Origin of the sequence: Ensifer sp. 1H6 (assembly GCF_001976035.1) — a bacterium.
GTDB lineage: Bacteria > Pseudomonadota > Alphaproteobacteria > Rhizobiales > Rhizobiaceae > Ensifer > Ensifer canadensis.
The window spans coordinates 361,044-383,287 of record NZ_MOAI01000001.1; the positions used below are offsets into that span (position 1 = coordinate 361,044).

Consider the following 22,244-nt stretch of genomic DNA (forward strand, 5'->3'; position numbering starts at 1 on the left):
TCGGCCGATCGTTCTTTGTCGAAACGCAAGTTCATTGTGGCGAGGTCGCAAGCGTTGCCGCATTCTTCTTCGCTCTGCCACGGAGGGCCTGCAAACAATCGATCGTGGCTGCTGCAAAGGTCTGCGCGCGTTGCCGCAGACCATCGTCGCCCTCACGCTCGGACAGGTCGAGATAACGCTCAAGCAGGAACTCGCAGAGCACCATCGCCGAAATCGTGCCCCCCTCAGGCAGTGGCGCTAAACCCAAGGGGGCGGCGAAGGGAACATCGATCATCTGGCGGGCTCTTTGCCGGGCATCAGTTGAAAGGGACGACCATGACGCGGTGCCCTCTGCCCTTGCATCGCCTGCGTTCATTTCCAGCCAATCGGCAAGCTGCGTTTCAACCGCCGCCAGGTCGTCAGCAACGATTAATCGATGGCTCCGCAGGTCGTGAAACGCTGTTCGCCTGGCTTTGCGCAGGATGCGGACATGGCCGAGTTCCTCCAGCGCCATGCGTTCTGCTGCCTGTCTGATTTCGGTGGAAGCCGCATCCGCCGCCACATAGCTCCAAAGCATGAACGCCTGCTCCTCGTTGCGCACGGCGACTGAAAAAGCCCTGTAGGCGTTGAGCAGTTCCGGGGCCACGATAAGCGCATCCCCATCGTCAAACATACCTGCATTGTCTGTCGCGGCGAAAATCCGTGCCGGACCTACAGGTGGGTTCGCCTCTTCAATCCAAGCGGAAACCATATCGAGATGTCCGCGCTCATCAGCTGCAAGCCCTTCGAACAGATCCGCTAGATCGGCTCGATTTTCGCGGCGCATGCGTTTTGCGAGCATGACGTAGCCGTCGATGGCTTCGCGCTCAAGCCTGACGGCAAGTTCAAGAAGTTCCCCAAGCGTTGCGACCAACGGCGGATCGATCCTGAGTGTCGGCATGACGGCTCCTTCGCTTGCGCTATGCGACTGTTTTACAGGAACAAACGCACCTCCGTTTGTTGCAGCGCAAAGAAGGTGATCGGACTTTGCGTAGGTTGCCGGTCAATTCGCCGGAAACAAGGATGCCCGCCAAACCGAGCAGCCAGTCTGTCGGGACGGAACGACAAGAAATGCGCAACAACAACAAAAACCGCCACCGTCTCCGCTTGCTCTGCATGATGCTCGCGACGCTCCTTGTTTTGCTTGGAGCACACGGCTCCTATGCCGCCGGCGGGCTCGATGACTATCTTTCAAAGATAGTGCCCGCCGAGCTCTTTGCGGGTGCAGATCGCTTCGGCGCCACTGTCGGCGAACCACCGATCGCGCCGGTGTTTCGGGGTACCGAACTGCTCGGCTATGCCTATCTCAACTCGGATTTCACCAGCGCTATAGGCTACTCCGGCAAGCCCATTCACATCGCCGTCGGCATCGATCCAAACGGCATCGTCAAGGGGATCAAACTTGTCGATCACAAGGAACCGATCGTCCTGATCGGCATTCCGGAACGCAAGGTCGTCGCCGCCTTGAACGCCATCATCGGCCGCGACCTCGGTCGCGTTGCGAGGGGACAGGAGCGACCGCCACAGGTCGATATCGTCAGCGGCGCGACCGTCACCGTTCTGGTCATGGGCGACAGTGTTGTTCGTTCGGCCGTTCGCCTGATCCGCAGCAATCGCCTTGGTACCAAGGCGAGCGTCGCCCAAGAGCCTGCGCCTCCCGTCCGCAAGCTCGATCCGGCAATGAACGAGACGGCCGACTGGCAGAGCCTGCTCGGCGACGGCTCGATCCGCAGCCTTAGAATGACGGTCGGCGAAGTGTCGGATGCATTTCGCCAGGCCAATCAAACGACAGCGGCAGAACGGCCGGAAACGGTAACGCCCAACGACCGCTTCATCGACCTTTACACAGCGCCCGTGAGCGTTCCGGCCATCGGCAAAAGCCTGCTCGGTGAGGAAGGCTACGGTCGCCTTGTCAAACGCCTTAAACCCGGTCAGAGCGCATTGCTCGTCGCGGGCGATGGAGCCTACTCCTTCAAGGGTTCGGGCTATGTGCGCGGCGGCATCTTCGATCGGATTGAATTGCTCCAGGACGGCCAGGGCATGCGGTTTCGCGACCGCGACCACACGCGCCTGACATCGCTTGCAGCGCAAGGTGCGCCTCATCTTCGCGAGATCGCCCTTTTTGTCGTGTCGCCCGACTTCGCCTTCGATGTCACGGCACCATGGGAGGTACAACTTCTGGTGCAGCGAAGCGCCGGTGGGCGAGACAAGGCGACATTGCCTTTCAACCTCGGCTATGCCCTGCCACAGAAGTATCTGGTTGCCGACACGCACCCGCTCGAGGTCAGCCCTTCTGACGGCACAGCGCCAATTGTTGGCGAGGAAGCAGACGGCCAACCACTGTGGGTCAGCATCTGGCAGATGAACCGTGTCTCGGTCGCCCTCACCGCAACGGCACTTGTGTTTCTGACTGCGATCTTCTTCTTCCAGGACTGGCTCGTCCGACGCCCCATTCTGTTTGCCTGGATCCGCCGCGGTTTCCTTGTCTATGCACTTGTCTGGCTCGGCTGGTACGCCAATGCGCAGCTTTCAGTGGTCAATGTCCTGACGTTCACAAACGCCTTGATCACCGGTTTCCGCTGGGAGTTCTTCCTGTCGGCACCCCTCATCTTTTTGCTGTGGGCCGCCGTGGCGGCAGGACTTCTATTTTGGGGGCGTGGTCCGTTTTGCGGCTGGCTGTGCCCCTTCGGCGCCCTTCAGGAACTGACCAACGACATCGCGAAGTGGCTCAAGGTACCGCAGATCAAGGTTCCTTGGGGCCTTCACGAGCGTCTCTGGCCGATCAAGTACATCGTTTTTCTCGGCCTTTTCGGTCTGTCCTTCTATTCACTGGCGCTCGCCGAAGTCTTTGCCGAAGTCGAGCCCTTCAAGACCGCGATCGTCCTTAAGTTCGCCCGTGAATGGCCCTTCGTCGTCTTTGCACTGACGCTGTTGGCGGCCGGTCTTTTTATCGAGCGCTTCTACTGCCGTTACCTTTGCCCGCTGGGGGCAGCCCTCGCCATTCCAGGACGCATCCGCATGTTCGAATGGCTAAAGCGTTGGCCCGAATGCGGCTCGCCCTGCCAGCGCTGTGCCAAGGAATGTCCGGTTCAGTCGATCCACCCTGAAGGGCAGATCAATGTCAACGAGTGCATCTACTGCATGCACTGCCAGGAACTCTACCAGGACGATACGCGCTGTCCGCACATGATCCAGGTCCGGCTCAAGAGAGAAAAGTTTCAGGCCCTTTCGACCCCCACATCGCGAGGCGAAGCGCCAAGCAGGACGGCGGTTACGCACAAGGGAAAACCGATCGTGCGCGACGAGCCGCCGCCAGCCACACCCATCTGAAATCCACACAAGGAGAAATCGAAATGGCAACAGAAGACAAAGCAGTGCGCCTCAATCGACGTCAGCTTCTCGGCACGACAGCCGCGGCGGCCGTCGCCGGGGCGGCAGGTGTTGGTGGGGCGCTTGCCCTGTCCGGCACAACCGCATCACCGGCATTCGCTCAAGGCACAGGCGGCTTGCCCTTCGAGGTAAAGCCAGGCGAGCTCGATGAATACTATGTCTTCTTCTCCGGCGGACACAGCGGCGAACTGCGCATTCTCGGATTGCCATCCATGCGCGAGCTGATGCGTATCCCGGTCTTCAATCGCGACAGCGCCACCGGCTGGGGCCAGACCAATGAAAGCCGCAAGGTGCTCACCGAAGGACTTTTGCCCGAAACGAAAGCATATCTGGAAGACAAGGGCGGCATCTATCTCAATGGCGACCTGCATCATCCGCACCCCTCATTCACGGAGGGAACCTATGACGGGCGCTACCTGTTTGCCAACGACAAGGCAAATACCCGCGTCTGCCGCATTCGCCTCGACGTGATGCGCTGCGACAAGATCATCCAATTGCCGAACCAGCATACGGTTCACGGTCTGCGCGTACAGAAATATCCCAAGACGGGCTATGTCTTCTGCAACGGTGAGGACCGTGTACCAGTGCCGAACGACGGCTCGGTTCTCGACGATCACAAGCAGTATCACGCCATATTCACCGCCGTGGACGGCGAGACCATGAAGGTCGCCTGGCAGGTCATGATCGACGGCAACCTCGACAATGTCGATGCCGACTACCAGGGCAAATATGCCTTCGCCACCTGCTACAATTCCGAAGAGGGCGTCAATCTTGCGGAGATGATGGCCAAGGACCAGGATTGGGTGGTTGTCTTTGACCTCAAGCGGATCGAGGAGGCCGTCGCAAAGGGCGAATTCAAGGAGATGGGCGGCGTCCCCGTCCTCGATGGTCGCCACGGCTCACCCTATACGCGCTACATCCCCGTATCGAACGGACCGCATGGAATGAACACTGCGCCTGACGGTATTCACATCGTCGCCAACGGCAAGCTCTCGCCCACTGTTACGGTCATGGATGTGCGCAAATTCGACGACCTTTTCGCCGACAAGATCAAGCCGAGGGACACCGTTGTTGCCGAGCCGGAGCTTGGTCTCGGGCCGCTGCACACGGCCTATGACGGCAAGGGCAATGCCTATACCACGCTGTTCATCGACAGCCAGATCTGCAAGTGGAACATCGACGACGCCAAACGAGCCTTTGCCGGCGAAAAGGTAGACCCGATCCGCCAGAAGCTTGATGTCCACTACCAGCCCGGACACAACCACACGTCCATGGGACAGACAAAAGACGCCGATGGCAAATGGCTGATCTCGCTGAACAAGTTCTCCAAGGACCGCTATTTGAACGTCGGTCCGTTGAAGCCGGAAAACGATCAGCTGATCGACATTTCGGGCGACCAGATGGTTCTGGTGCACGATAATCCGACCTTCGCCGAGCCGCATGACGCGACGATCGTCCACAATTCCAAGATCAATCCGGTGAGCGTCTGGAGCCGGGACGATGTCTTCTTTGCCGATGCCGTGGCTCAGGCAAAGAAGGACGGTATCGATCTTTTGATTGATTCCGAAGTCATTCGGGATGGCGACGAAGTGCGTGTCTACATGACTTCGGCCGCACCGGCCTTTGGCCTCGAAAGCTTCACGGTCAAGCAGGGCGACGAAGTGACCGTCTACATCACCAACATCGATGAGGTGGAGGATCTGACGCACGGCTTCTCGATCATCAACTATGGCATCAACATGGAAGTGGCGCCCCAGGCGACAGCCTCCGTCACATTCCGCGCCGATAAGCCCGGCGTGTGGTGGTATTACTGCTCCTGGTTCTGCCATGCGATGCACATGGAAATGAAGGGCCGCATGCTCGTCGAGCCGAAGAAGGCCTGATGCACGCGCGCACTCTCATGCTCGGTGTTTCGATGGCGGCGCTCTGCGCCGCCATCGGCACCGCTTGCGCTGCGACGATCCGTGTCGACGCTGATGCCAGGCTGCAAGATGTCATCGAAGCCGCAACGCCCGGCGACACGCTCATATTGCCACCGGCGCGCTTTCTGGGGCCAGTTACGATCGACAGCGCGATCTCGCTGATCGGCGAGCCTGGCGCGACCATTCTCGGTAGTGGCAAGGGCAGCGTCGTCACCATCAACGCCGCTGACACGATCCTGCGCGGGCTTCGGATCGAGGGTTCGGGCAGCAACCTTGAAACCATGGACTCCGGTGTTTTCGTTGCCGCGACGGCAAAAGGTGCATCCGTTGAAGACAACGAGATCATCGGCAATCTCTATGGCATCTACCTGCATGGCGCCGCCCGATCCCTGGCGCGCGGCAATCGCATTGTCGGGACGAAGGACAGGCGCTTCAGCGAAACCGGCAACGGCGTCACGGTCTGGAACGCTCCCGGGGCACGTGTCATCGACAACACTATCAGCTTCGGACGCGATGGGATCGCGACCAACGCCAGCAAACGCAACGTGTTCAACGGGAACAGGTTTGAGAACCTGCGCTTTGCCATCCACTACATGTACACCAACGACAGCGAGATCAGCGGCAACATCTCCACCGGCAATTCTGTCGGCTACGCCATCATGTTTTCAAGCCGCCTGAAGATCATCGGAAATGTCTCGGACGGCGATCGCGATCACGGCCTGCTCCTCAACTACGCCAACAGCTCCAAGATCACCGGAAACGTCGTACGCGGGCGGCTTCAGAATTCCGACCGTTGGATGGTGAACGGTGGAGCCAAGGAAAAACCCGAACACGGGCTGCCGGCCGCGCAAGACACGTTTGCCGAGGGGACGGCCGTCCGATTGGGGCCGGAAAAATGCGTCTTCATCTACAACGCCAACAAGAACCGCTTCCGCGGCAATGTCTTTGAGGGCTGCTCGATCGGCATTCACTTCACGGCGGGCTCGGAGGGCAATGCACTGTCCGACAATGCCTTCATCAACAATCGAAACCAGGTCAAATATGTCGGCGCCCGGTATCTCGACTGGTCCGAAAATGGCCGCGGCAATTACTGGAGCGACAATCCGGCCTTCGATCTCAATGGTGACGGGGTCGGCGACAATCCCTACCGGCCGAACGACTTGATCGACCGGGTACTTTGGACCGCACCGCAGGCCAAGGTTCTGATCACAAGCCCGGCCGTTCAAGTCATTCGCTTTGCCCAGTCGCGCTTTCCGGCGCTGTTGCCGGGCGGCGTAATCGACAGCCATCCCCTGATGATGCGCCCGGACGACGAGGACCAGCAACCATGACACCTACGGTGAGCGTCACCAATGCAGGCAAGAACTATGGCAAGACGGAGGCTCTTCGAGACGTCTCGTTTGAGCTGGGTGCCGGTGAAACGATCGCCCTTGTCGGCCATAACGGCGCCGGCAAGACGACCTTGATCAAACTGATGCTCGGCCTTATCCGACCGACGACGGGCCGGGTCAGCGTCCTTGGCGAAGACCCGGCCTCAGGCGATTTCGGCGTTCGCGCAAGACTTGGCTATCTGCCTGAGAGCGTGTCCTTTCACCTCGCCCTGACCGGTCGGGAAACGCTTGCCTTTTATGCCCGCCTGAAGCGCGCTGACACGACCACTGCGACCGAACTTTTCGATCGCGTCGGCCTTTCCAGGGCGGCAGTTGACCGGCCGGTGCGAACCTATTCGAAGGGGATGCGCCAGCGTCTCGGCTTGGCCCAGGCTCTGCTTGGCGACCCACATGTCCTGCTTCTCGACGAACCCACGAGCGGGCTTGACCCGGCGCTGAGGCACAATTTTTACGAACTCATCGAGGCCTTGCGCGCCAAGGGAACGACGATCCTGCTTTCGTCGCACGCGCTGACGGAACTCGAGGGACGTGCCGATCGCGTCATCATCGTCAACGGTGGCAACAAGATCGCAGACGGCACCCTCAATGATCTTCGCAAGCTTGCAAGGCTGCCAACCCGCATTCGCGTGACCACCAAGGCTGGAAAGTCGCTTGAGGAGGAAATCGCGGGCCAGGTCGTCAAACACCACGACGGCGATCTCGAAATAGAGGTCAGGCAGGAGGACAAGCTCGCCGTCCTGCACCGTTTGAGCGCCGCCGCATTGGGGATTGCAAACCTCGTCGTCCTGGAGCCGACCCTCGACGAACTCTACGCACACTTCCTTCAGGGTCAAAAGGATAGCCGATGAACAACATCATGATCATTGCGCGCAAGGAGATCCAGGAGGGCATGCGCAACCGCTGGGTCGTGGCGACGACCCTTCTGCTGGCGGCTCTGGCGCTCACCTTGTCGTTCCTCGGTAGTGTGCCGACAGGCAATGTCGGTGCCAGCCGGCTTGATATTGTCGTCGTCAGCCTCTCGAGCCTGACCATTTTTCTTGTTCCGCTCATCGCGCTCCTGCTCTCGCACGATGCGATCGTCGGCGAAACCGAGCGTGGCACGATGTTGTTGTTGCTCAGTTATCCCATCGGCCGCAGGCAGATTCTCATTGGGAAGTTTACAGGTCACCTGACCATCCTGCTGTTTGCAACGCTTTGCGGCTATGGCGCTGCCGCCGTTGCACTTGCAGTCGTCGATGGCAACATAGCGCGCTCAAGCTGGCTTGCTTTCGCCTCCATGATCGGCTCGTCCGTCCTGTTGGGCGCGGTCTTCATCGCGATCGGCTACCTCGCAAGCACCGTTGCCAGCGAACGCAGCACTGCTGGCGGCATCGCAATCGCGGTGTGGCTGTTTTTCGTTCTGATCTATGACATGGCCCTGCTCGGGGCGCTTGTGGCAGGGCAAGGCCAGGCACTGCCGGCGGGCCTGCTCGATACCTTGCTGCTGCTCAATCCGACCGACGCCTATCGACTGCTCAATCTGGGCTCGGGCGACGCAGCGTCGCTGTCGGGGATGGGTGGCGTGGCCGAGCAATCGGCACTCGGCAAGACCGGGCTCATCCTGGCGCTGGTGTCATGGACATTTGCGCCGCTTGCGGTAGCCACTGCGATATTCTCAAGGAGAGAGCTATGAAAACGCGCAACCTCGTCGCCGTGGCGATGAGTGCCTTCGTGCTGGTTGGATGTGCCGCCGAAGAAGCAGACAGCCCGCCTCTTCCATATTCACTGACCGACGACGCCATGGGGCGCTATTGCGGCATGAACGTGCTCGAACATCCCGGCCCGAAGGGTCAGGTCATCCTCAAGCAGATACCCGAACCGATCTGGTTTTCGTCGGCCCGCGACACAGTCGCCTTCACCTTGCTGCCAGAAGAACCAAAGGAGATCGCCGCTATCTACGTCTCTGACATGGGCAAGGCGCCGACCTGGGAGAAGCCCGGAGCGGACAACTGGATCGACGCCAAAAGCGCCTTTTATGTCGTCGGCAGCAGATTGCGTGGCGGCATGGGGGCAGCCGAGGCCGTTCCCTTCTCCTCAAGGCAAGATGCGCTCAGCTTCACCGAAAGGCATGGCGGCCAAATCGTCGGCTTTGGCAACATACCGCAAGACTATGTGCTGGGAGCAGATGGGGCATCGCCTGCGTTGACATCATTTTCCGAACCGGCGGAGGCTAGTCATGACTAGGATTATCGGGCGGCGGCGTGCAATCGCTATCATCGGGGCGACCATAGGCCTGCCTCTGCTGCCATTACCCGGCGCAGCCAGAGCGGCCCTGCGTCCGGTCACGTGGAGTGGCCAGGCGCTTGGGGCATCGGCAACACTGATCCTTAATCATGAAGACGAAGCAGTGGCACGCCGACTGCTGGACAGAGTCGTGGTCGAAATTGACCGTCTGGAGGCGATATTCAGCCTCTACCGCAGTGATTCAGCCCTTTCGGTCTTGAACAGGATGGGCGCGCTCGTCGCCCCGCCGGCGGAACTGGTACATCTTCTTGAAATCTGCGCGTCCTTTCACAAAATGACCGGCGGCACATTCGATCCGACGGTTCAACCGCTCTGGACGCTCTATGCCGATCATTTCGCCAAACCGTCCTCCGATCAGCGCGGTCCGTCGGCACGCGCAATCCGACAGGCACTGGCTTACGTCGACCTCACCCGTGTCCGGTTCAATGGCGACCGGATCGCGTTTGCAATGCCTGACATGGCTCTGACTCTGAACGGCATAGCACAGGGCTACATTACCGATCGCATCGTCGATCTGCTTCGTCAAAACGGCGTGGCGAGCAGCCTGGTCCATATGGGGGAAAGCCGGACGATCGGGGCCCGCGCAGATGGCAGCCCATGGCAGGTTGGGCTGGCGGCAAGCGACGTGGACGCTGCCTCAGACATCGTTTTACCGCTCGTCGACAGGGCGGTCGCGACGTCTGGCATTGCAGGCTTCAGTTTTGATGAGGCGGGACGGCTGTCGCATATTCTCGATCCCCGCACCGGCTTGACGATGCAGTCTTATCGGCGCGTGAGCGTTGTCGCCGATGACGCGGTCACAGCGGATGCGCTGTCGACAGCCTTCAGCCTCATGGAGCCGCAAGAGATAAAGGCCCTGATCGATACCCGGCCCGATCTTGGCGCGGATCTTTTGAGCCAGGCAGGCACTCGGAGGCGCTTTGGTCTCGGCGCGTAACGAGGCCGACGCACCCGATGCCAAGACAAACCTGGCGCCTGTCAGCGACGCTGGCTTGCGTCCAGGTGACGCCGGCGCCAGTTCGCCAAGCGCTCGCGATCAAACGAAAAGACTTCGTCGATGACCGTTCCGTCCGCAGACACCGTCGCAGTCCAGCAGCGACCGCCACATCGCAGCGTTAGCCTGAACGTTCCAACGTGCTCGCCCTGACCGACCTCGACCTGGCTCTTGACCTCGCCTCGGCTCAGGCGGTTTTTCAACTCCGCCGGGGGCAGGCGGAGTGCCGATGACATCGTTGGCGCCGGCACGGAAAAATCGCCCTCGGGGTCGCGTTCGACGCGGATAACCCGCCTATTGGTCAATGTCAGCATTGAACGGATCTCTCTGAGGACCAGGTTTTCGTCATGAAGGATAGAGCGCCATTCGCAAATATCTCAAGCCGGGGCCCGACATTGACGGCGTGTCGAGACGTTCTGGTATGCAAACAGCATCTAGCGATGATCTCAATGGCCACCCTCAAACGAGTGTCGTCGAGGTCGACAGGCGCGCGTCCGGCATGGTTCTCGCCCGTTCCGAGCGGTCGCGTATTCTCTCGAGGCGGTGCGCCAGAAGATCGAGTAACTGCCCGGCCTCAGCATTATACCCCGGCATGCAGGCGAACCACTCGGCGACCTCGATCGTGCAATCGCACAATGTCTCATCCCTCATCCCAAACTCGATCATGTCCTGCATCTCCGCCTAGTCCGTGAAGACGGTTTCTCCACGCGAGCTCGTCCACGTCCTTGGTAGGCGCAAAGCGGTGGAGCCTCTTTGCGCTGACGCAAGCGATCATCGTTCGACCACCCGAACGGCCTATGTCAGGACGACACCATGCCGCATGGCCGCGGATTTACAGCGCCGACCTCGTGGCCTACTGCATGTTTCCTTAAATCCTATTCGATTTAAGGATAAAACATGCAGCCATTCAAAGTGCTACAACGACCTTTGCGCGCCTAATAAGACGCGCGGCGCTGTAGGGAATGGTGAACCACAAAGCATCGGTGAAGACCATGTGTGCGACACTGCTTCCAGCCAGCATGTCCGAAGAACTGATAAGGGCGGTCGTTCACGACTTCTACGGCCGCATCCGCCACGATCCCATGCTCGGGCCGATCTTCAACGCCCGCATTGGCGAACATTGGGATCTGCACCTTTCAACGCTGGTCGACTTCTGGTCGTCGATAGCCCTGAAAACGGGACGCTATGGCGGGAAGCCCCATGTCGCCCACCAGGGTCTCGATCTTGTTCCCGAGCATTTCAATCACTGGCTGGAAATCTTCGAAGGGACTGTCGGCAAACATTGCAAGGGCGAGGCCGCAGCCTTCTTTCTCGACCGCGCGAGGCGCATCGCCGACAGCCTGCAGATTGGCCTGAACATCGGACCGCATGCCATCAAGCTGCCGCTAGCCCACACCGCCGGGCAGGTTTAGAGAGCAAGCTGGCAATCCGCGGCCAATGCTCGGTGACAACCGTCGTCAACCAAGCCTGGCCGGCATCCCGTCACGTCGCAAGAAGGCTAGCGCACGATCCGACCGCCACGAATGCAAAGCTCAGAGCTTATCTACCATGCTCAACTGCATCCTTTAATTGCCTGATGAGTTCTGCAATCTGTAAATTGTCCGGCTGCAGACGGGCCAAGGCCTCTGCAAATTGGAGCGTCTCGGCATAACGGCGGAGTTTGAGACCGATCTGAATTGCCGTGCCGAGCAGACTGGCGTCAGTTGCTCCGCTTAAGGCAGCAGCATCGAAGAGCGCAAACGCCTGCTCCGTTCGCCCGACTGAATCCAGGGCAATCGCCGCTGTCGTCCTGTATCTGGGATTGACGGGATCCAGGCGCACGGCCGCGTTCAGTTCTTCTATCGCCTCCTCCATTGCCTTCTGACGCACAAGCGACAAGCCATGCCCGTAGCGAAGGTCGGCTCGATCCGGATCGGTTGCCACGGCTTCAGCGTAGGTTTGTTCGGATTTCTCGCCCTCCCCTGTTGCGCGGTAGAGTTCGGCGAGGTTGATGCGCGCGCCGGCAAGGGTTGGATCGAGATGGATCGCCTGACGGAGCGCTTTCTCCGCTTCCTCTGGACGTCCTTGTTCAAGCAGAAACGTTCCATAGCTGCTTTGTGTCTCGGCAACGTGCGCGTTCGCTTGAACATACGCTTTCAAATCGGCCACCGCACGGTCGAAATCACGACGTCGATCACCGAGGAAGTCCAGCGACTGCGTGCTTCCTAGTGCCCTGGCAGTAGCCACCCGCACGGCGCGTACGTCGTCGCTGACAAGTCCGCCGATGGCATCAAGCCGATACTCCCGCGGCAGGTTGGCAGCGGCCTCGGCTGCCCCCAGACGCACCAGCGGATCGGGGCTCTCCGCCGCCGCCGTCACGTCTGCGGCGACGTCAGCTCCAGCGAGCCTGCTCATCTCGGCAATGGCGCTTCCTTTGACTATTCCAGCTTGTTTTTCGTCCCCGACGAATGCCCGCAAGGCCTCGATCGAGGCAGCGTCGTTTTTCGCCGCGGCGGCGAACGCATGTGCGATCGTCGGCCGCTTGCGCCAGCCTGCACCAAACCAAGTATCCAGGGTCTCCGATGCCCACTTGTTCGACCTCCCGTCGTGGCACGACGTACAGGCGTTCGGCGTTCCGTACATGTCGGAAAGGTCTGGGCGCGGAATCACGAAAGAATGGTCACGCCGACGATCGACCTTCATGTATGTCCGCTCGGGCATATGGCAGTTGGCGCAGAGCGCGCCAGCGGAGCCTTCCGGATGATGCGTATGGGCTGGAGTGTCGAAAGCGCCGCCCGGATCGGTGCTGGCAAAGCGCTTTGGCGCATTCTGGGTGTGGCATTGGGTGCATAGCGCGTTTCCAACGGCCTTGACGCTGCCCTCATGCGGACGGTGGCAGTCGAAACACGTCACACCTGCTCTTGCCATCTTGCTCTGCTGGAACGATCCGTATTCGAAGACCTCATCCAGAATCTGTCCGTCCGGAAAGTAGAGATCGCTACGCAGCAACGCCGGGGAAAAATTGTCGAGAAAGGTGCCTCCCGGCTGATAGCCATCGACAAGCCGGGCGCGCCGCGCGTGGCAGGCGAAGCAAGTGTTCGCATCGACCTTCGACAGGCCGAGGCCCGCAATTGCTGCCGTTTGAGCATTCCCGACCTTGGCTCTCGCCCATTCGACATGTTTTGCACCGCCGCCGTGGCAGGACTGGCAGCCGATGCTGGTCGCGACATAGGATGATTGATACTCGTCCGTCTGCGGCTGGAAGTTGGTCTGGGGATCGGTGGAATGACAGTCGATGCAGGTGCGGTTCCATCGATAGAACGGGCCTGTCCAGTGAAACGTCGAGCCAGGTTTCGCCGAGGAGCCTTCGCCGAGCCAGAACCATTTTTGCTTTTGCGTGTCCCAGGCGATGTCGAGAGCCTGCAGCTTGCCACCCCCAAGATCGACCAGGTACTGCTGCAGAGGCTCGTAGGCAAACGTATACCTCACCTCGAAGTCCGCCGGTTTGCCGTCAGGCCCTTCGGTGCTAACGAAGAAGCGGCCATCCCGGCGGGAAAAAACTGCCTTGACGCTGTTCCATTCGAACTGGGTATTGTTGAAATCGGCGAGCACCGTCTTCTCGTTGGCAAGAGCCATCGCCTTTGCATGGTGGGATTTCGCGAATGCGGCGGCTTGACCAGCGTGGCAGGAAGCACACGCCTTCTCATCTACGAAGCTATCGTGAATTTCGATCTGCGGGTCCGCGGCAGGCGGCACAGCCATTTCCGCCGTAGCGGCGGCGGCGAACACCGATAATCCGCAAGTCAGCAGTGCCGTCCGAGAAACAGCCGCTAGACAGAATGCAATCTTCAATCTCACGCCTCCCACTACTCCAAAAATGATCAGGACGCACGGAGCGGCGCAGCCGAAGCATCGGCAAAGGAACGAACCGAGGTAGCCTTGGTCAGCGATGCTTGGCACGTTTCTCGGGACCAATTGCTCTTCTGTTTACTGGAATAGGCTTCCGGCTAGTAGAAGGGAGGAAGGGGGAGACGACACAGCCTATCAAACCCGCGATGCGATTGATCCTCATTGTGATTTCTCCTCCCCATTGGAAATATCGGCGATGCCGCGTGCGAAACGCTCGGCTTCATTTCGCGGGAAAGATCTGCTTCCAGTCTGCCTTCATGTCGACCACCGTCCAATTGTTGTCGGCCGCGGCATCCAGTGCCTTGTCGAGGCGGCCGAACGGGCTGTCGCGGTCATATGCGTATTCGCGCTCCGCATCGGTATGATGGACGATCAGGCCGAAGCGAGTGGTCGTGCCGCCCAACGTGGTCCATTGGAGCATTTCGAGGTCGCCGTCAGAATTTCCGAAGGCGGCGATCGGCCGGCGGCCAATAAACTGGTTGATCGCAACAGGCTTGCCGGCCTTGTCATCGATAAAGTCGATCTGTGGCAGGCGAAACAAGGTCGACACGCCCTCACGCATCTCGAACTGCGTTTTGATGGTCGACCCGATGACTTGCTCAGGTGGGACCCCGTAGACCTGCTCGGCCCAGGGGCGAATGAACTCCACGCCTCCACCGGAGACGATGAACGTCTTGAAGCCGTTTTCACGCAGATAGGCGAGCAGTTCGAGCATTGGCTGATAGACCAGCTCGGTATAGGGTTTATTGAACCTCGGTTGGCGCGCCGTGGCGATCCAGTCGGAGGCGATCTTCTGGAATTCCTCCGTTGTCATCCCGCTATGGGTCGCCAGGACCAACTCCACAAGTCCCTTTTCTCCCGTTGCGGCAAGGGCTTTCATGTCGTTGTCGAGCACGGCCTTGAACGGCTGCGTGTCCTTCCATTCCGGGTGGGTGGCAGCTTCCGTCTTGACACGATCAAGTGCGAAGGCGAGTTGCACGTACATCGGCTGCTCGGTCCACAGTGTGCCGTCATTGTCAAAGACCGCGATGCGTTCGACCTCGGGCACATAACCAGGCGTATTTTCCGCGGTTACCCTGTCCACAAAGGCAACGATGGCCGCCTTGGCCCCGGTGTTGTTCCACGAGGGCAATGGATCTGTCTGGGCGAGCACGGATGTCGTGACAAACAGGCAGGCTGCCATGCCGAGCAGCACGGTGCGGGTGAATTTAAAGAAAATACATGTTGCAATCATCAGAGCCTCCGTCGACTAACTGTGTGCAATCTCAGACCGTTAAAGAAACGGCGGCCCCCGAACGAACGGAGCCGCCGCGCCAGGGTCAGTTGCCGGTTGGCATCGGAATACTAACACCTTCCTTCGCCAAGGAGTCCCGCACCCATTGGAAACGCTCATAGTTTGAAAGCGTAATCGGGCCCGTATATCCCATGCTCTGCAGCTTGCGTGGAGGATATTTCACGTATGTCGCCATGATCTTCTTCAGTTCTTCCCCCATGACAACGCCCATCCAAGTCCGCTCAGTGAAGTTGTTCATGAAGATATCGTAGCGTTCCTGAGGGTCCTGCCAAAGGTCAAACACCTGAGGTACGGTGGCCACGTATTTCTCCGCGCCCTTCCATCCAAGGTTTGAGTCAACGGCCAGTCCGCCGGTCTGGGCTCCATCGTCGCCGCGAAGATTGAACGCGAACTTGTAGTTGTTTACGCGGATTGCGCCGGGTGAAAGTTCGTTCTCCGTGAAGTAGAACCAGGATTTGCGTGGCGATGGGCCGCTACCCGTCAGGACCGGTGTCATATCGTAGCTGTCGAAAATGATTGGCTTGTCTTCACGATCATTTTCAGGCAGTGGGACGCCGCCGACCGAAGCGAACGTCGCCATGAGATCGAGACCGCCGATGAGTTCGTGGTTCCTGGTATCGGGCTTGATCTTGCCCGGCCAAACGGCGATTGCGGGAACACGATTTCCACCCTCGCGCAATGTGCCCTTGGTGCCGCGAAACGGAGTGTACCCCGCGTCCGGATAGACGTCTTGCCAAGCGCCATTGTCGGTCGTGTAGAACACCAGCGTGTTCCGGTCCATTCCGGTTTCGCGCAGCTTGTCCATGATCCGGCCGATACGCGTGTCGAGTTCCACGACCGAGTCGGCGTATTTCGACTTGGACATCGATTTGTGCTCAAACTCCGGTGCCGGCATGTTCGGCTGATGCACCTTCATGAAGTTGACATTGATGAAAAACGGCTCATCCGGCTTCTTTGCAGCCTCATCGAGGAATTCGATTGCCGCTTTCTCGACATAGCCGTCGAAGAACGGAATGCCGACAACGCCTTCCTTGCCGTCGATCACCGGAGTATCGACATACTGGCCGTTGATCTTGAAGTCTTCCTTCGCCTCGCCGCCGGCCTTGCCCGAAAGCGCGCCTTTCGTCACCTTCTGGAACATAGCCCGCAGTGCCGGGTCCATGTCCGGGAACCAGGTCGGATCCGCATAGGTATAGGCGTTGAGATGGTAAAGGCCGACATATTTCATCTCGTCATAGCCCTGGGCGATCGGAAGCGCATAGTCCGCCTCGCCGAGATGCCACTTTCCGGTGAAGTACGTATGATAGCCGCCGCGCTTCAGCACTGACGCCAGCGTCCACTCCGCTGCCGGCAGACCACCACCCTGCCCCTGGAAAGCCACGGTCGTCATGCCGCTCCGGTTCGGAATGCGCCCGGTCTGCATTGCAGCCCGGCCTGGCGTGCAGCTCGGCTGGGCATAGAAGGAGAAGAAGGTCATGCCTTCATCGGCCAGCTTGTCGATGTTCGGCGTCGGCATGCCGCGTCCTTGGCCGCCGCCATAGGGGCCCAGATCGCCATAGCCCGTGTCGTCGGAAACGATAAAGAGAATGTTGGGTTTTGACGGCGACTGGGCTTGCACTTGGGATGCGGTCCCAACGAGAAATGTCGAAGCCGCCAAGGCTCCGACAGAGCACATGAAGCGAAAATTCATATTGACTACTCCTCCGAAGGCTTGGGCGGATCGGGTTCACCAAACGCACGAGTTCTGATGCGTTTAAGGGGATCCGCCGCCTGTCCTTGCTGAATCGAAACGAAGCAAATTGAAGCAATGCTGTAGCCTGAACGCCCTCGATCGAGGGCCTCTCGTCTGGATGCCTGTGGCCAGCGCGAGGCCACCCACGACGGTGAAACTATCGGACGTCTTGCGGCGGGGATATTGTACCATCGGGCAAAACCGCACTTCGTTAGCTTGCGCTTGAATTCTAAAGCTCTGGTTGTATTAGCAAGTTCGCCTTGGTAGATTGCGCCTATCTGTCGGGGGAAAGTCATGGGCGTTCTGGGTAACCGGACCAGGCAATCGCACTGGCTGATCAGGGGTGTGGTTCCGGGCCTGTGTGCATTCCTGGCGACTGCGTCAGCGGCGACGGCCGGTCAGGCAGTTGTTGACAGTGTGCCGCGTGTGCTGGTGCTCTATCCTTATGACGAGCGGATCGCGGCGACCACCGCAGCCGGGGAGGCTGTCAGGTCGCGGCTTCTCGACGCAACCAAAGGCCGGATCGATCTTTTCTCCGAATTTCTCGACCTTTCGCGATTTCCTGAGCCGAAGCACATGCGCCGTATGGCTGAATATCTTACGGCCAAGTATGGCGATCGCCGCCCTGACGTGGTGATTGCGCTCGGCGAGGAGTCGGCTCGGTTCATCTCTGCCAACCGCAAGGAAATCTCGGGCGATGCAAGGATAATCGTCGCGGGCTTCAGCAGTTCCTCTGCCGAAGCAATGGACTTGCCCAGCGACGTGATCGGAGCTTTCAGCGAATTTGACATCGTAAAGACCGCTGAGATGGCCCGCGGTCTCCAGCCTGATGCGCGGCATCTCTTCATAGTTGGAGGATCATCCGAATTCGACCGTTCATGGCTTGCTACCGCGCGAGCCGACCTTGCGGTTTTCTCAAGAACGTTTGAAACGACATACTTGGAAGACCTGACGATCGAAGAGTTCACCAGGCGAGCCGCCGAGCTACCTCCCGACAGCATTGTACTGGCGCTGACGATTTTCAAGGACGTTACCGGACGCAATTTCGTTCCGCGCGAAGCCATCAAACAAATATCGAAGACTGCCAGTGCGCCGATCTACGGTCCGTACCCGACCTACATCGACTATGGCATTGTTGGAGGCAACGTGGTCACGTTTGGATCACTGGGGATGACGGCGGCCGACCTCGCGCTCGATGCCATCGCTGGCAAGCCAATTTCCAGTCTCCGGTCGCCCCAAACATATGTCGCAGACGTGAGGCAGCTCCGACGCTGGGGGTTGTCGGAAAAGGATCTTCCTGCAGGCACGGTCCAGATGTTCAAAGAGCCCACTTTCTGGGAACAATACTGGTTCGCGACCGTCGTCGCCCTTGCCATTGTTGCTCTACAGGGCACAGTCATTGCCGGGCTTCTCGTCGAGCGCCGCCGCCGCCAGGCGGCGGAGGTCGAATCGCGCCTCCGTCTGCTCGAAGTGGTTCACCTCAATCAATCAGCAACAGCCGGCGCGCTTTCAGCGTCAATCGCGCATGAGCTTAACCAGCCGCTGGGAGCAATCCGCAGCAACGCCGAGGCGGCGGAGGCAATTCTGATGTCCGAGAGGCCCGATCTCGAGCTGATCAAGCAGATCCTCATAGACATTCAAGACGACGATCAGCGTGCCCATGACGTCATTTCGCGGATGCGAGGCCTACTTAAGAAGCGAGGAGAGATCGACTGGCAGGAGTTCGACCTCAATGAGGTCATCACAAGTGCGATCAGGATTCTCCGCGGCGAAGCCGAGCAGAGGGGCGTCGTCGTGAGTTCCAATTGGGCCCGGCGGGAACTGCCGGTCCGAGCCGACCGGGTCCACGTCCAGCAGATCATTCTCAATCTGGCAACCAATGCAATGGATGCAATGCTCGACGTGGTCGCGACCGAGCGGAGGCTTATGCTTGAGACAACACTGACGAAGGATTCCAAGGTCGAGCTCTCGATTTCGGACACCGGTCGTGGAATACCAAACGAACAGCTCGCCAGCATTTTCGAGCCGTTCTATACTACAAAGCCCTCCGGAACGGGGCTTGGCCTTTCCATCGTGCGCGCAATAGTCGAAACCTACGGCGGCACGATCTGGGCCGCCAACCGCCCAGAAGGCGGAGCAGTTTTCCGAGTTTTACTGCCTCTCGCGCAAACTGGATGAACCATGGAACCAATCGTTCACATCGTCGATGATGATCGATCCTTCCGCACCGCAGTCGGGCGGCTGCTTTCGGCATCCGGGTACCGCGTGTCCCTCTATGAATCAGGCGATCAGTTTCTGGCGCAGTTTCCGCTTGACGAACCTGGCTGTGTCCTCCTTGACCTTGATTTACCTGGGCTGAGTGGGCTGGAGCTACAGGACAGGGTCACTGAGCGAGCGCCGCTTCTGCCTGTCGTGTTTCTCACGGGACGTGGCAACGTCAAAGCCAGCGTGCGGGCGATGAAAGCGGGCGCCGAGGATTTCTTGGAAAAGCCGGCCCCCAGGGGGGCACTGCTGGAGGCCGTCCAGCGGGCGTTGCGCCGGTGCGAGACGCAGCGCGTCGAGCAGGATCGTATCCAAGCCCTTAGGGCGCGCATTGCGCACCTGACACCACGTGAGTTCGAGGTTTTCGGCTTCATCGTCCGCGGCAAGCTCAACAAGCAGATCGCTCATGCTCTCGGCACATCCGAACGGACGGTCAAGGCGCACCGCCACAACGTCATGGAAAAGCTTGAAGCCCGATCCTTGGCCGAGACCGTGTCGATCGCCGAGAGATTGGGTCTTTTCGAACCAGCGTCGGATGCGCTCCCACGATAGCTTGGAGCGCGGCGCTTCACCAAAGGTCAATAGCCAGCCTCCAATGTTGCTCCTACGATCGTCATGATCGGGGCTGCTCCTCTTCCAGGCTCCAGAAAGGCCTCAAGTGGAAAGCCCACAACGCACAGTGGCCGTTGTCGAGAACGACGCAAGCGTGCGCCGTAGCGTCGTGCGACTGTTGAACGCAAATGGTTTTGCAACCGAAGCATTTGCATCTGCCGAGGCTTTTTTAAGCCATGCCGGCGCAAGTCAGTTTGGCTGTATCGTCCTCGATATTCACTTGGGTGGCGTTTCAGGCATCGAACTATGGCACCGCCTAAAGGCTTCCGGCAGCGACCTCTCGGTTATCTTCATCACCGCCGTTGAGGATGAGGCGCTTCACCTGGAGGCGGTCAAGGCGGGCTGCATCGCGTATCTACGCAAGCCGTTCCCGGCCGCCTTGTTGATCAATGCTGTCGACAGAGCATTGAGGGCTTGAATGCGTTGCGATCCCGATTGAGCAGCATCGCGATTCTCGGCTCGATTAATCGATGATGTGATAGCCGCCATCGACATAGAGCACCTGCCCCGTCATCAGGCGCGCGGCATCATGGGCAAGAAAGGCCGTGGCGACACCAACATCGTCAATACTGACGAGTTCTCTCGCTGGAGACTTCCGCATGGTCTTTTCCAGAAGTTCGTCGAATTCTGGAATGCCCGACGCAGCACGCGTCGCCACCGCTCCCGGCGAAATCGCGTGGACGCGAATTCCCTTCGGCCCGAGTTCTGCGGCAAGGTAGCGCACGGCGCTTTCGAGTGCTGCCTTGGCCACACCCATGATGTTGTAGTTCTCGACGACCATCTGCGAGCCGTAATAGGTCATTGTGAACAGTGTGCCTCCATTCCTCATCAACGGTTCGGCGAGGCGAGCCATATGGATAAAAGACCAGCAAGAGATATCCATGGTCGTCAGAAAACCATCGCGCGGCACGTCGACGACCCGACCACCGAGCGTGTCCTTTGGCGAAAAGGCAATTGAGTGGACGACGAAATCGAGCTCACCCCAGGTCCTTTCAATTCGGTCGAACACAGCCTCGATTTGCCCGGGAATAGCCAGATCCACCGGCATCAAGATCGACGCCCCGACCTCACGCGCGAGAGGCTCCACATGGGGCTTGGCCTTATCGTTCAGATAGGTGACGGCCAGATCGGCACCAAAGGCGCGAAAGGCCCGCGCGCAACCCCATGCAATGGAACGATCGTTCGCGATACCGACTATCAGCCCCTTTTTCCCTTTGAGAAGTTCCGCTTTTACGACCGGGCTGGACATGGCTTGCTGCTCCAGTGAGATCTGATTTCAGGGCCTGGTGATAAGCGCATGAACGTGGCGCGCGATCATCAGCTCCTCGTCCGTCGGCAAGACATAGAGCGCTACGCGGCTCGCCTGCGTCGATATACGGGTTTTACCCGCGTTGTTTGCTGCGTCATCAAGCTCAACCCCGAGCCAAGAAAGGCGCTCACTGATACGCGCGCGAATTGGCGCCGAATTCTCACCAACCCCGCCCGTGAAGACGAACGCGTCGAGACCTTCGAGGGCGGCGGCAAGCATGCCCACGCTGAGCGCGCAACGATGGACGAAATGATCGATCGCGAACGCGGCGCGCGGATCATCGCTAGCCAAAAGATCACGCATATCGCCGGAGATGCCTGAAAGACCTTTGAGACCAGACGCACGGTAAAGAAGATCTGTAACCTCTCCCGTTGTCATTCCTTTCTGATCGATCAAGTAGAGCACGACGCCCGGATCCATCTGCCCTGGCCTGGTGCCCATCGGCACACCATCAAGTGCTGTGAAGCCCATCGTCGTCTCGACGCTGCGCCCTGCCTTCATTGCGCACATGGAAGCGCCGCTGCCGAGATGAGCAACCACGACCCTTCCCTGGCCGACATCGGGCGCTAGGTTGCCGATCCGGTCTGCGATGTACTCGTAGGACAACCCGTGGAAGCCATATCTTCGTACACCTTCCTCGTAGAAAGCCATCGGCAAGGCGTAGCAGTCCGTATGAGGAGCATGGCCGCGGTGGAAAGCCGTGTCGAAACAGGCGACCTGCGGAACCAGCGGATTAATCTCCATGGCAAGCCGGATCGGCGCGAGATTGTTCGGCTGATGCAAAGGTGCAAGTTCTTGGAACGTGGCGAGCTTATCGAGGATGTCGTGATCGAGCAGGATCGGTTGCGCATAGTTGGGTCCGCCATGGACGACGCGATGGCCAATAGCCCGCAGAACGAAGCCATCGAGCGATCGCAACCAGTCACCAGCTTCAGCGATGGCAGCGGGCAGATCGCCCATCGCGGCCTGCTCGTAACTGCGATCGACGAGCACCTCGCCCGAAGCGGTCGCCGCACGCAAGCGGGGCCGCGCCCCGATCCCGTCGATCTGACCACGGATGCGCCGTTCCAACTCTTTGCCCACGATCTCGAAAATCTGGAACTTGAGGCTGGATGAGCCGGCGTTGACGACAAGGATCGCGTCCACGCT

Annotated in this window: 18 protein-coding genes; 11 read left to right on the plus strand and 7 right to left on the minus strand. The window is 59.3% G+C overall.

Features of this window, described 5'->3' with window-relative positions:
* Nucleotides 1–31: 31 nt before the first annotated feature.
* A complete protein-coding gene (locus tag BKP54_RS01610; protein ID WP_225906217.1) occupies nt 32–892 on the minus strand; it encodes a ferritin family protein in 861 nt (286 codons plus the stop codon).
* Nucleotides 893–1,089: 197 nt separating this feature from the next.
* On the opposite strand from BKP54_RS01610, the gene BKP54_RS01615 reads away from it, so the two are divergent.
* Genes BKP54_RS01615 through BKP54_RS01645 form a run of 7 tightly spaced genes read left to right on the plus strand, consistent with a single transcriptional unit; the run spans nt 1,090 to nt 9,941 of the window.
* Complete coding sequence (locus BKP54_RS01615; RefSeq protein WP_057226030.1) at nt 1,090–3,348, plus strand: NosR/NirI family protein; 2,259 nt, start codon at nt 1,090–1,092, stop codon at nt 3,346–3,348.
* 23 nt (nt 3,349–3,371) lie between these two features.
* Nucleotides 3,372–5,291 (plus strand): TAT-dependent nitrous-oxide reductase, encoded by a 1,920-nt coding sequence (gene nosZ / locus BKP54_RS01620; protein WP_084814075.1) that lies wholly within the window; start codon nt 3,372–3,374, stop codon nt 5,289–5,291.
* A complete protein-coding gene (locus tag BKP54_RS01625; protein ID WP_084814076.1) occupies nt 5,291–6,661 on the plus strand; it encodes a nitrous oxide reductase family maturation protein NosD in 1,371 nt (456 codons plus the stop codon). Before nosZ ends, BKP54_RS01625 begins: the two co-directional genes overlap by 1 nt.
* Nucleotides 6,658–7,569, plus strand: coding sequence for an ABC transporter ATP-binding protein (locus BKP54_RS01630; protein WP_084814077.1), 912 nt, complete (start codon nt 6,658–6,660; stop codon nt 7,567–7,569). Before BKP54_RS01625 ends, BKP54_RS01630 begins: the two co-directional genes overlap by 4 nt.
* Nucleotides 7,566–8,393, plus strand: coding sequence for an ABC transporter permease (locus BKP54_RS01635; protein WP_057207023.1), 828 nt, complete (start codon nt 7,566–7,568; stop codon nt 8,391–8,393). Before BKP54_RS01630 ends, BKP54_RS01635 begins: the two co-directional genes overlap by 4 nt.
* A 26-nt stretch (nt 8,394–8,419) precedes the next feature.
* The gene (locus tag BKP54_RS01640; RefSeq protein ID WP_234907795.1) at nt 8,420–8,944 is read left to right on the plus strand and encodes a nitrous oxide reductase accessory protein NosL; all 525 of its coding nucleotides are present in this window, start codon (nt 8,420–8,422) and stop codon (nt 8,942–8,944) included.
* Entirely contained in the window at nt 8,937–9,941 is a 1,005-nt protein-coding gene (locus BKP54_RS01645) for an FAD:protein FMN transferase (RefSeq protein ID WP_084814078.1), read from the plus strand. The genes BKP54_RS01640 and BKP54_RS01645 overlap by 8 nt, the downstream gene beginning before the upstream one ends.
* A gap of 516 nt (nt 9,942–10,457) precedes the next feature.
* On the opposite strand, the gene BKP54_RS01655 is transcribed toward BKP54_RS01645, so the two are convergent.
* A complete protein-coding gene (locus BKP54_RS01655; RefSeq protein WP_128090348.1) occupies nt 10,458–10,664 on the minus strand; it encodes a hypothetical protein in 207 nt (68 codons plus the stop codon).
* Between the two features lie 296 nt (nt 10,665–10,960).
* Here BKP54_RS01655 and BKP54_RS01660 point away from each other — a divergent pair, with 296 nt between their 5' ends.
* Nucleotides 10,961–11,410 carry a group III truncated hemoglobin gene (locus BKP54_RS01660; RefSeq protein WP_057207019.1) on the plus strand — a complete coding sequence of 150 codons (450 nt, stop codon included), beginning with the start codon at nt 10,961–10,963 and terminating at the stop codon, nt 11,408–11,410.
* A gap of 127 nt (nt 11,411–11,537) precedes the next feature.
* On the opposite strand, the gene BKP54_RS01665 is transcribed toward BKP54_RS01660, so the two are convergent.
* From BKP54_RS01665 to BKP54_RS01675, 3 genes are all read right to left on the minus strand, one after another.
* On the minus strand, nt 11,538–13,739 hold the full coding sequence (locus tag BKP54_RS01665) for a tetratricopeptide repeat protein (RefSeq protein WP_128090367.1): 2,202 nt from the start codon (nt 13,737–13,739) through the stop codon (nt 11,538–11,540).
* A 367-nt stretch (nt 13,740–14,106) separates the two neighbouring features.
* Complete coding sequence (locus BKP54_RS01670) at nt 14,107–15,120, minus strand: HAD family hydrolase (protein WP_057207017.1); 1,014 nt, start codon at nt 15,118–15,120, stop codon at nt 14,107–14,109.
* An 85-nt stretch (nt 15,121–15,205) separates the two neighbouring features.
* The gene (locus BKP54_RS01675; protein WP_084814079.1) at nt 15,206–16,870 is read right to left on the minus strand and encodes an arylsulfatase; all 1,665 of its coding nucleotides are present in this window, start codon (nt 16,868–16,870) and stop codon (nt 15,206–15,208) included.
* A 336-nt stretch (nt 16,871–17,206) separates the two neighbouring features.
* On the opposite strand from BKP54_RS01675, the gene BKP54_RS01680 reads away from it, so the two are divergent.
* From BKP54_RS01680 to BKP54_RS01690, 3 genes are all read left to right on the plus strand, one after another.
* Nucleotides 17,207–19,090: a HAMP domain-containing sensor histidine kinase gene (locus tag BKP54_RS01680; RefSeq protein ID WP_084814080.1), complete on the plus strand. Its 1,884-nt coding sequence runs from the start codon at nt 17,207–17,209 to the stop codon at nt 19,088–19,090.
* A 3-nt stretch (nt 19,091–19,093) separates the two neighbouring features.
* On the plus strand, nt 19,094–19,726 hold the full coding sequence (locus tag BKP54_RS01685) for a response regulator transcription factor (RefSeq protein ID WP_084814081.1): 633 nt from the start codon (nt 19,094–19,096) through the stop codon (nt 19,724–19,726).
* Between the two features lie 73 nt (nt 19,727–19,799).
* The gene (locus BKP54_RS01690; RefSeq protein WP_084814082.1) at nt 19,800–20,204 is read left to right on the plus strand and encodes a response regulator; all 405 of its coding nucleotides are present in this window, start codon (nt 19,800–19,802) and stop codon (nt 20,202–20,204) included.
* A 45-nt stretch (nt 20,205–20,249) separates the two neighbouring features.
* On the opposite strand, the gene fabI is transcribed toward BKP54_RS01690, so the two are convergent.
* On the minus strand, nt 20,250–21,035 hold the full coding sequence (gene fabI, locus BKP54_RS01695; protein WP_084814083.1) for an enoyl-ACP reductase FabI: 786 nt from the start codon (nt 21,033–21,035) through the stop codon (nt 20,250–20,252).
* Between the two features lie 27 nt (nt 21,036–21,062).
* Nucleotides 21,063–22,241 carry an acetate/propionate family kinase gene (locus BKP54_RS01700; protein WP_057226036.1) on the minus strand — a complete coding sequence of 393 codons (1,179 nt, stop codon included), beginning with the start codon at nt 22,239–22,241 and terminating at the stop codon, nt 21,063–21,065.
* Between the last annotated feature and the right edge of the window lie 3 nt (nt 22,242–22,244).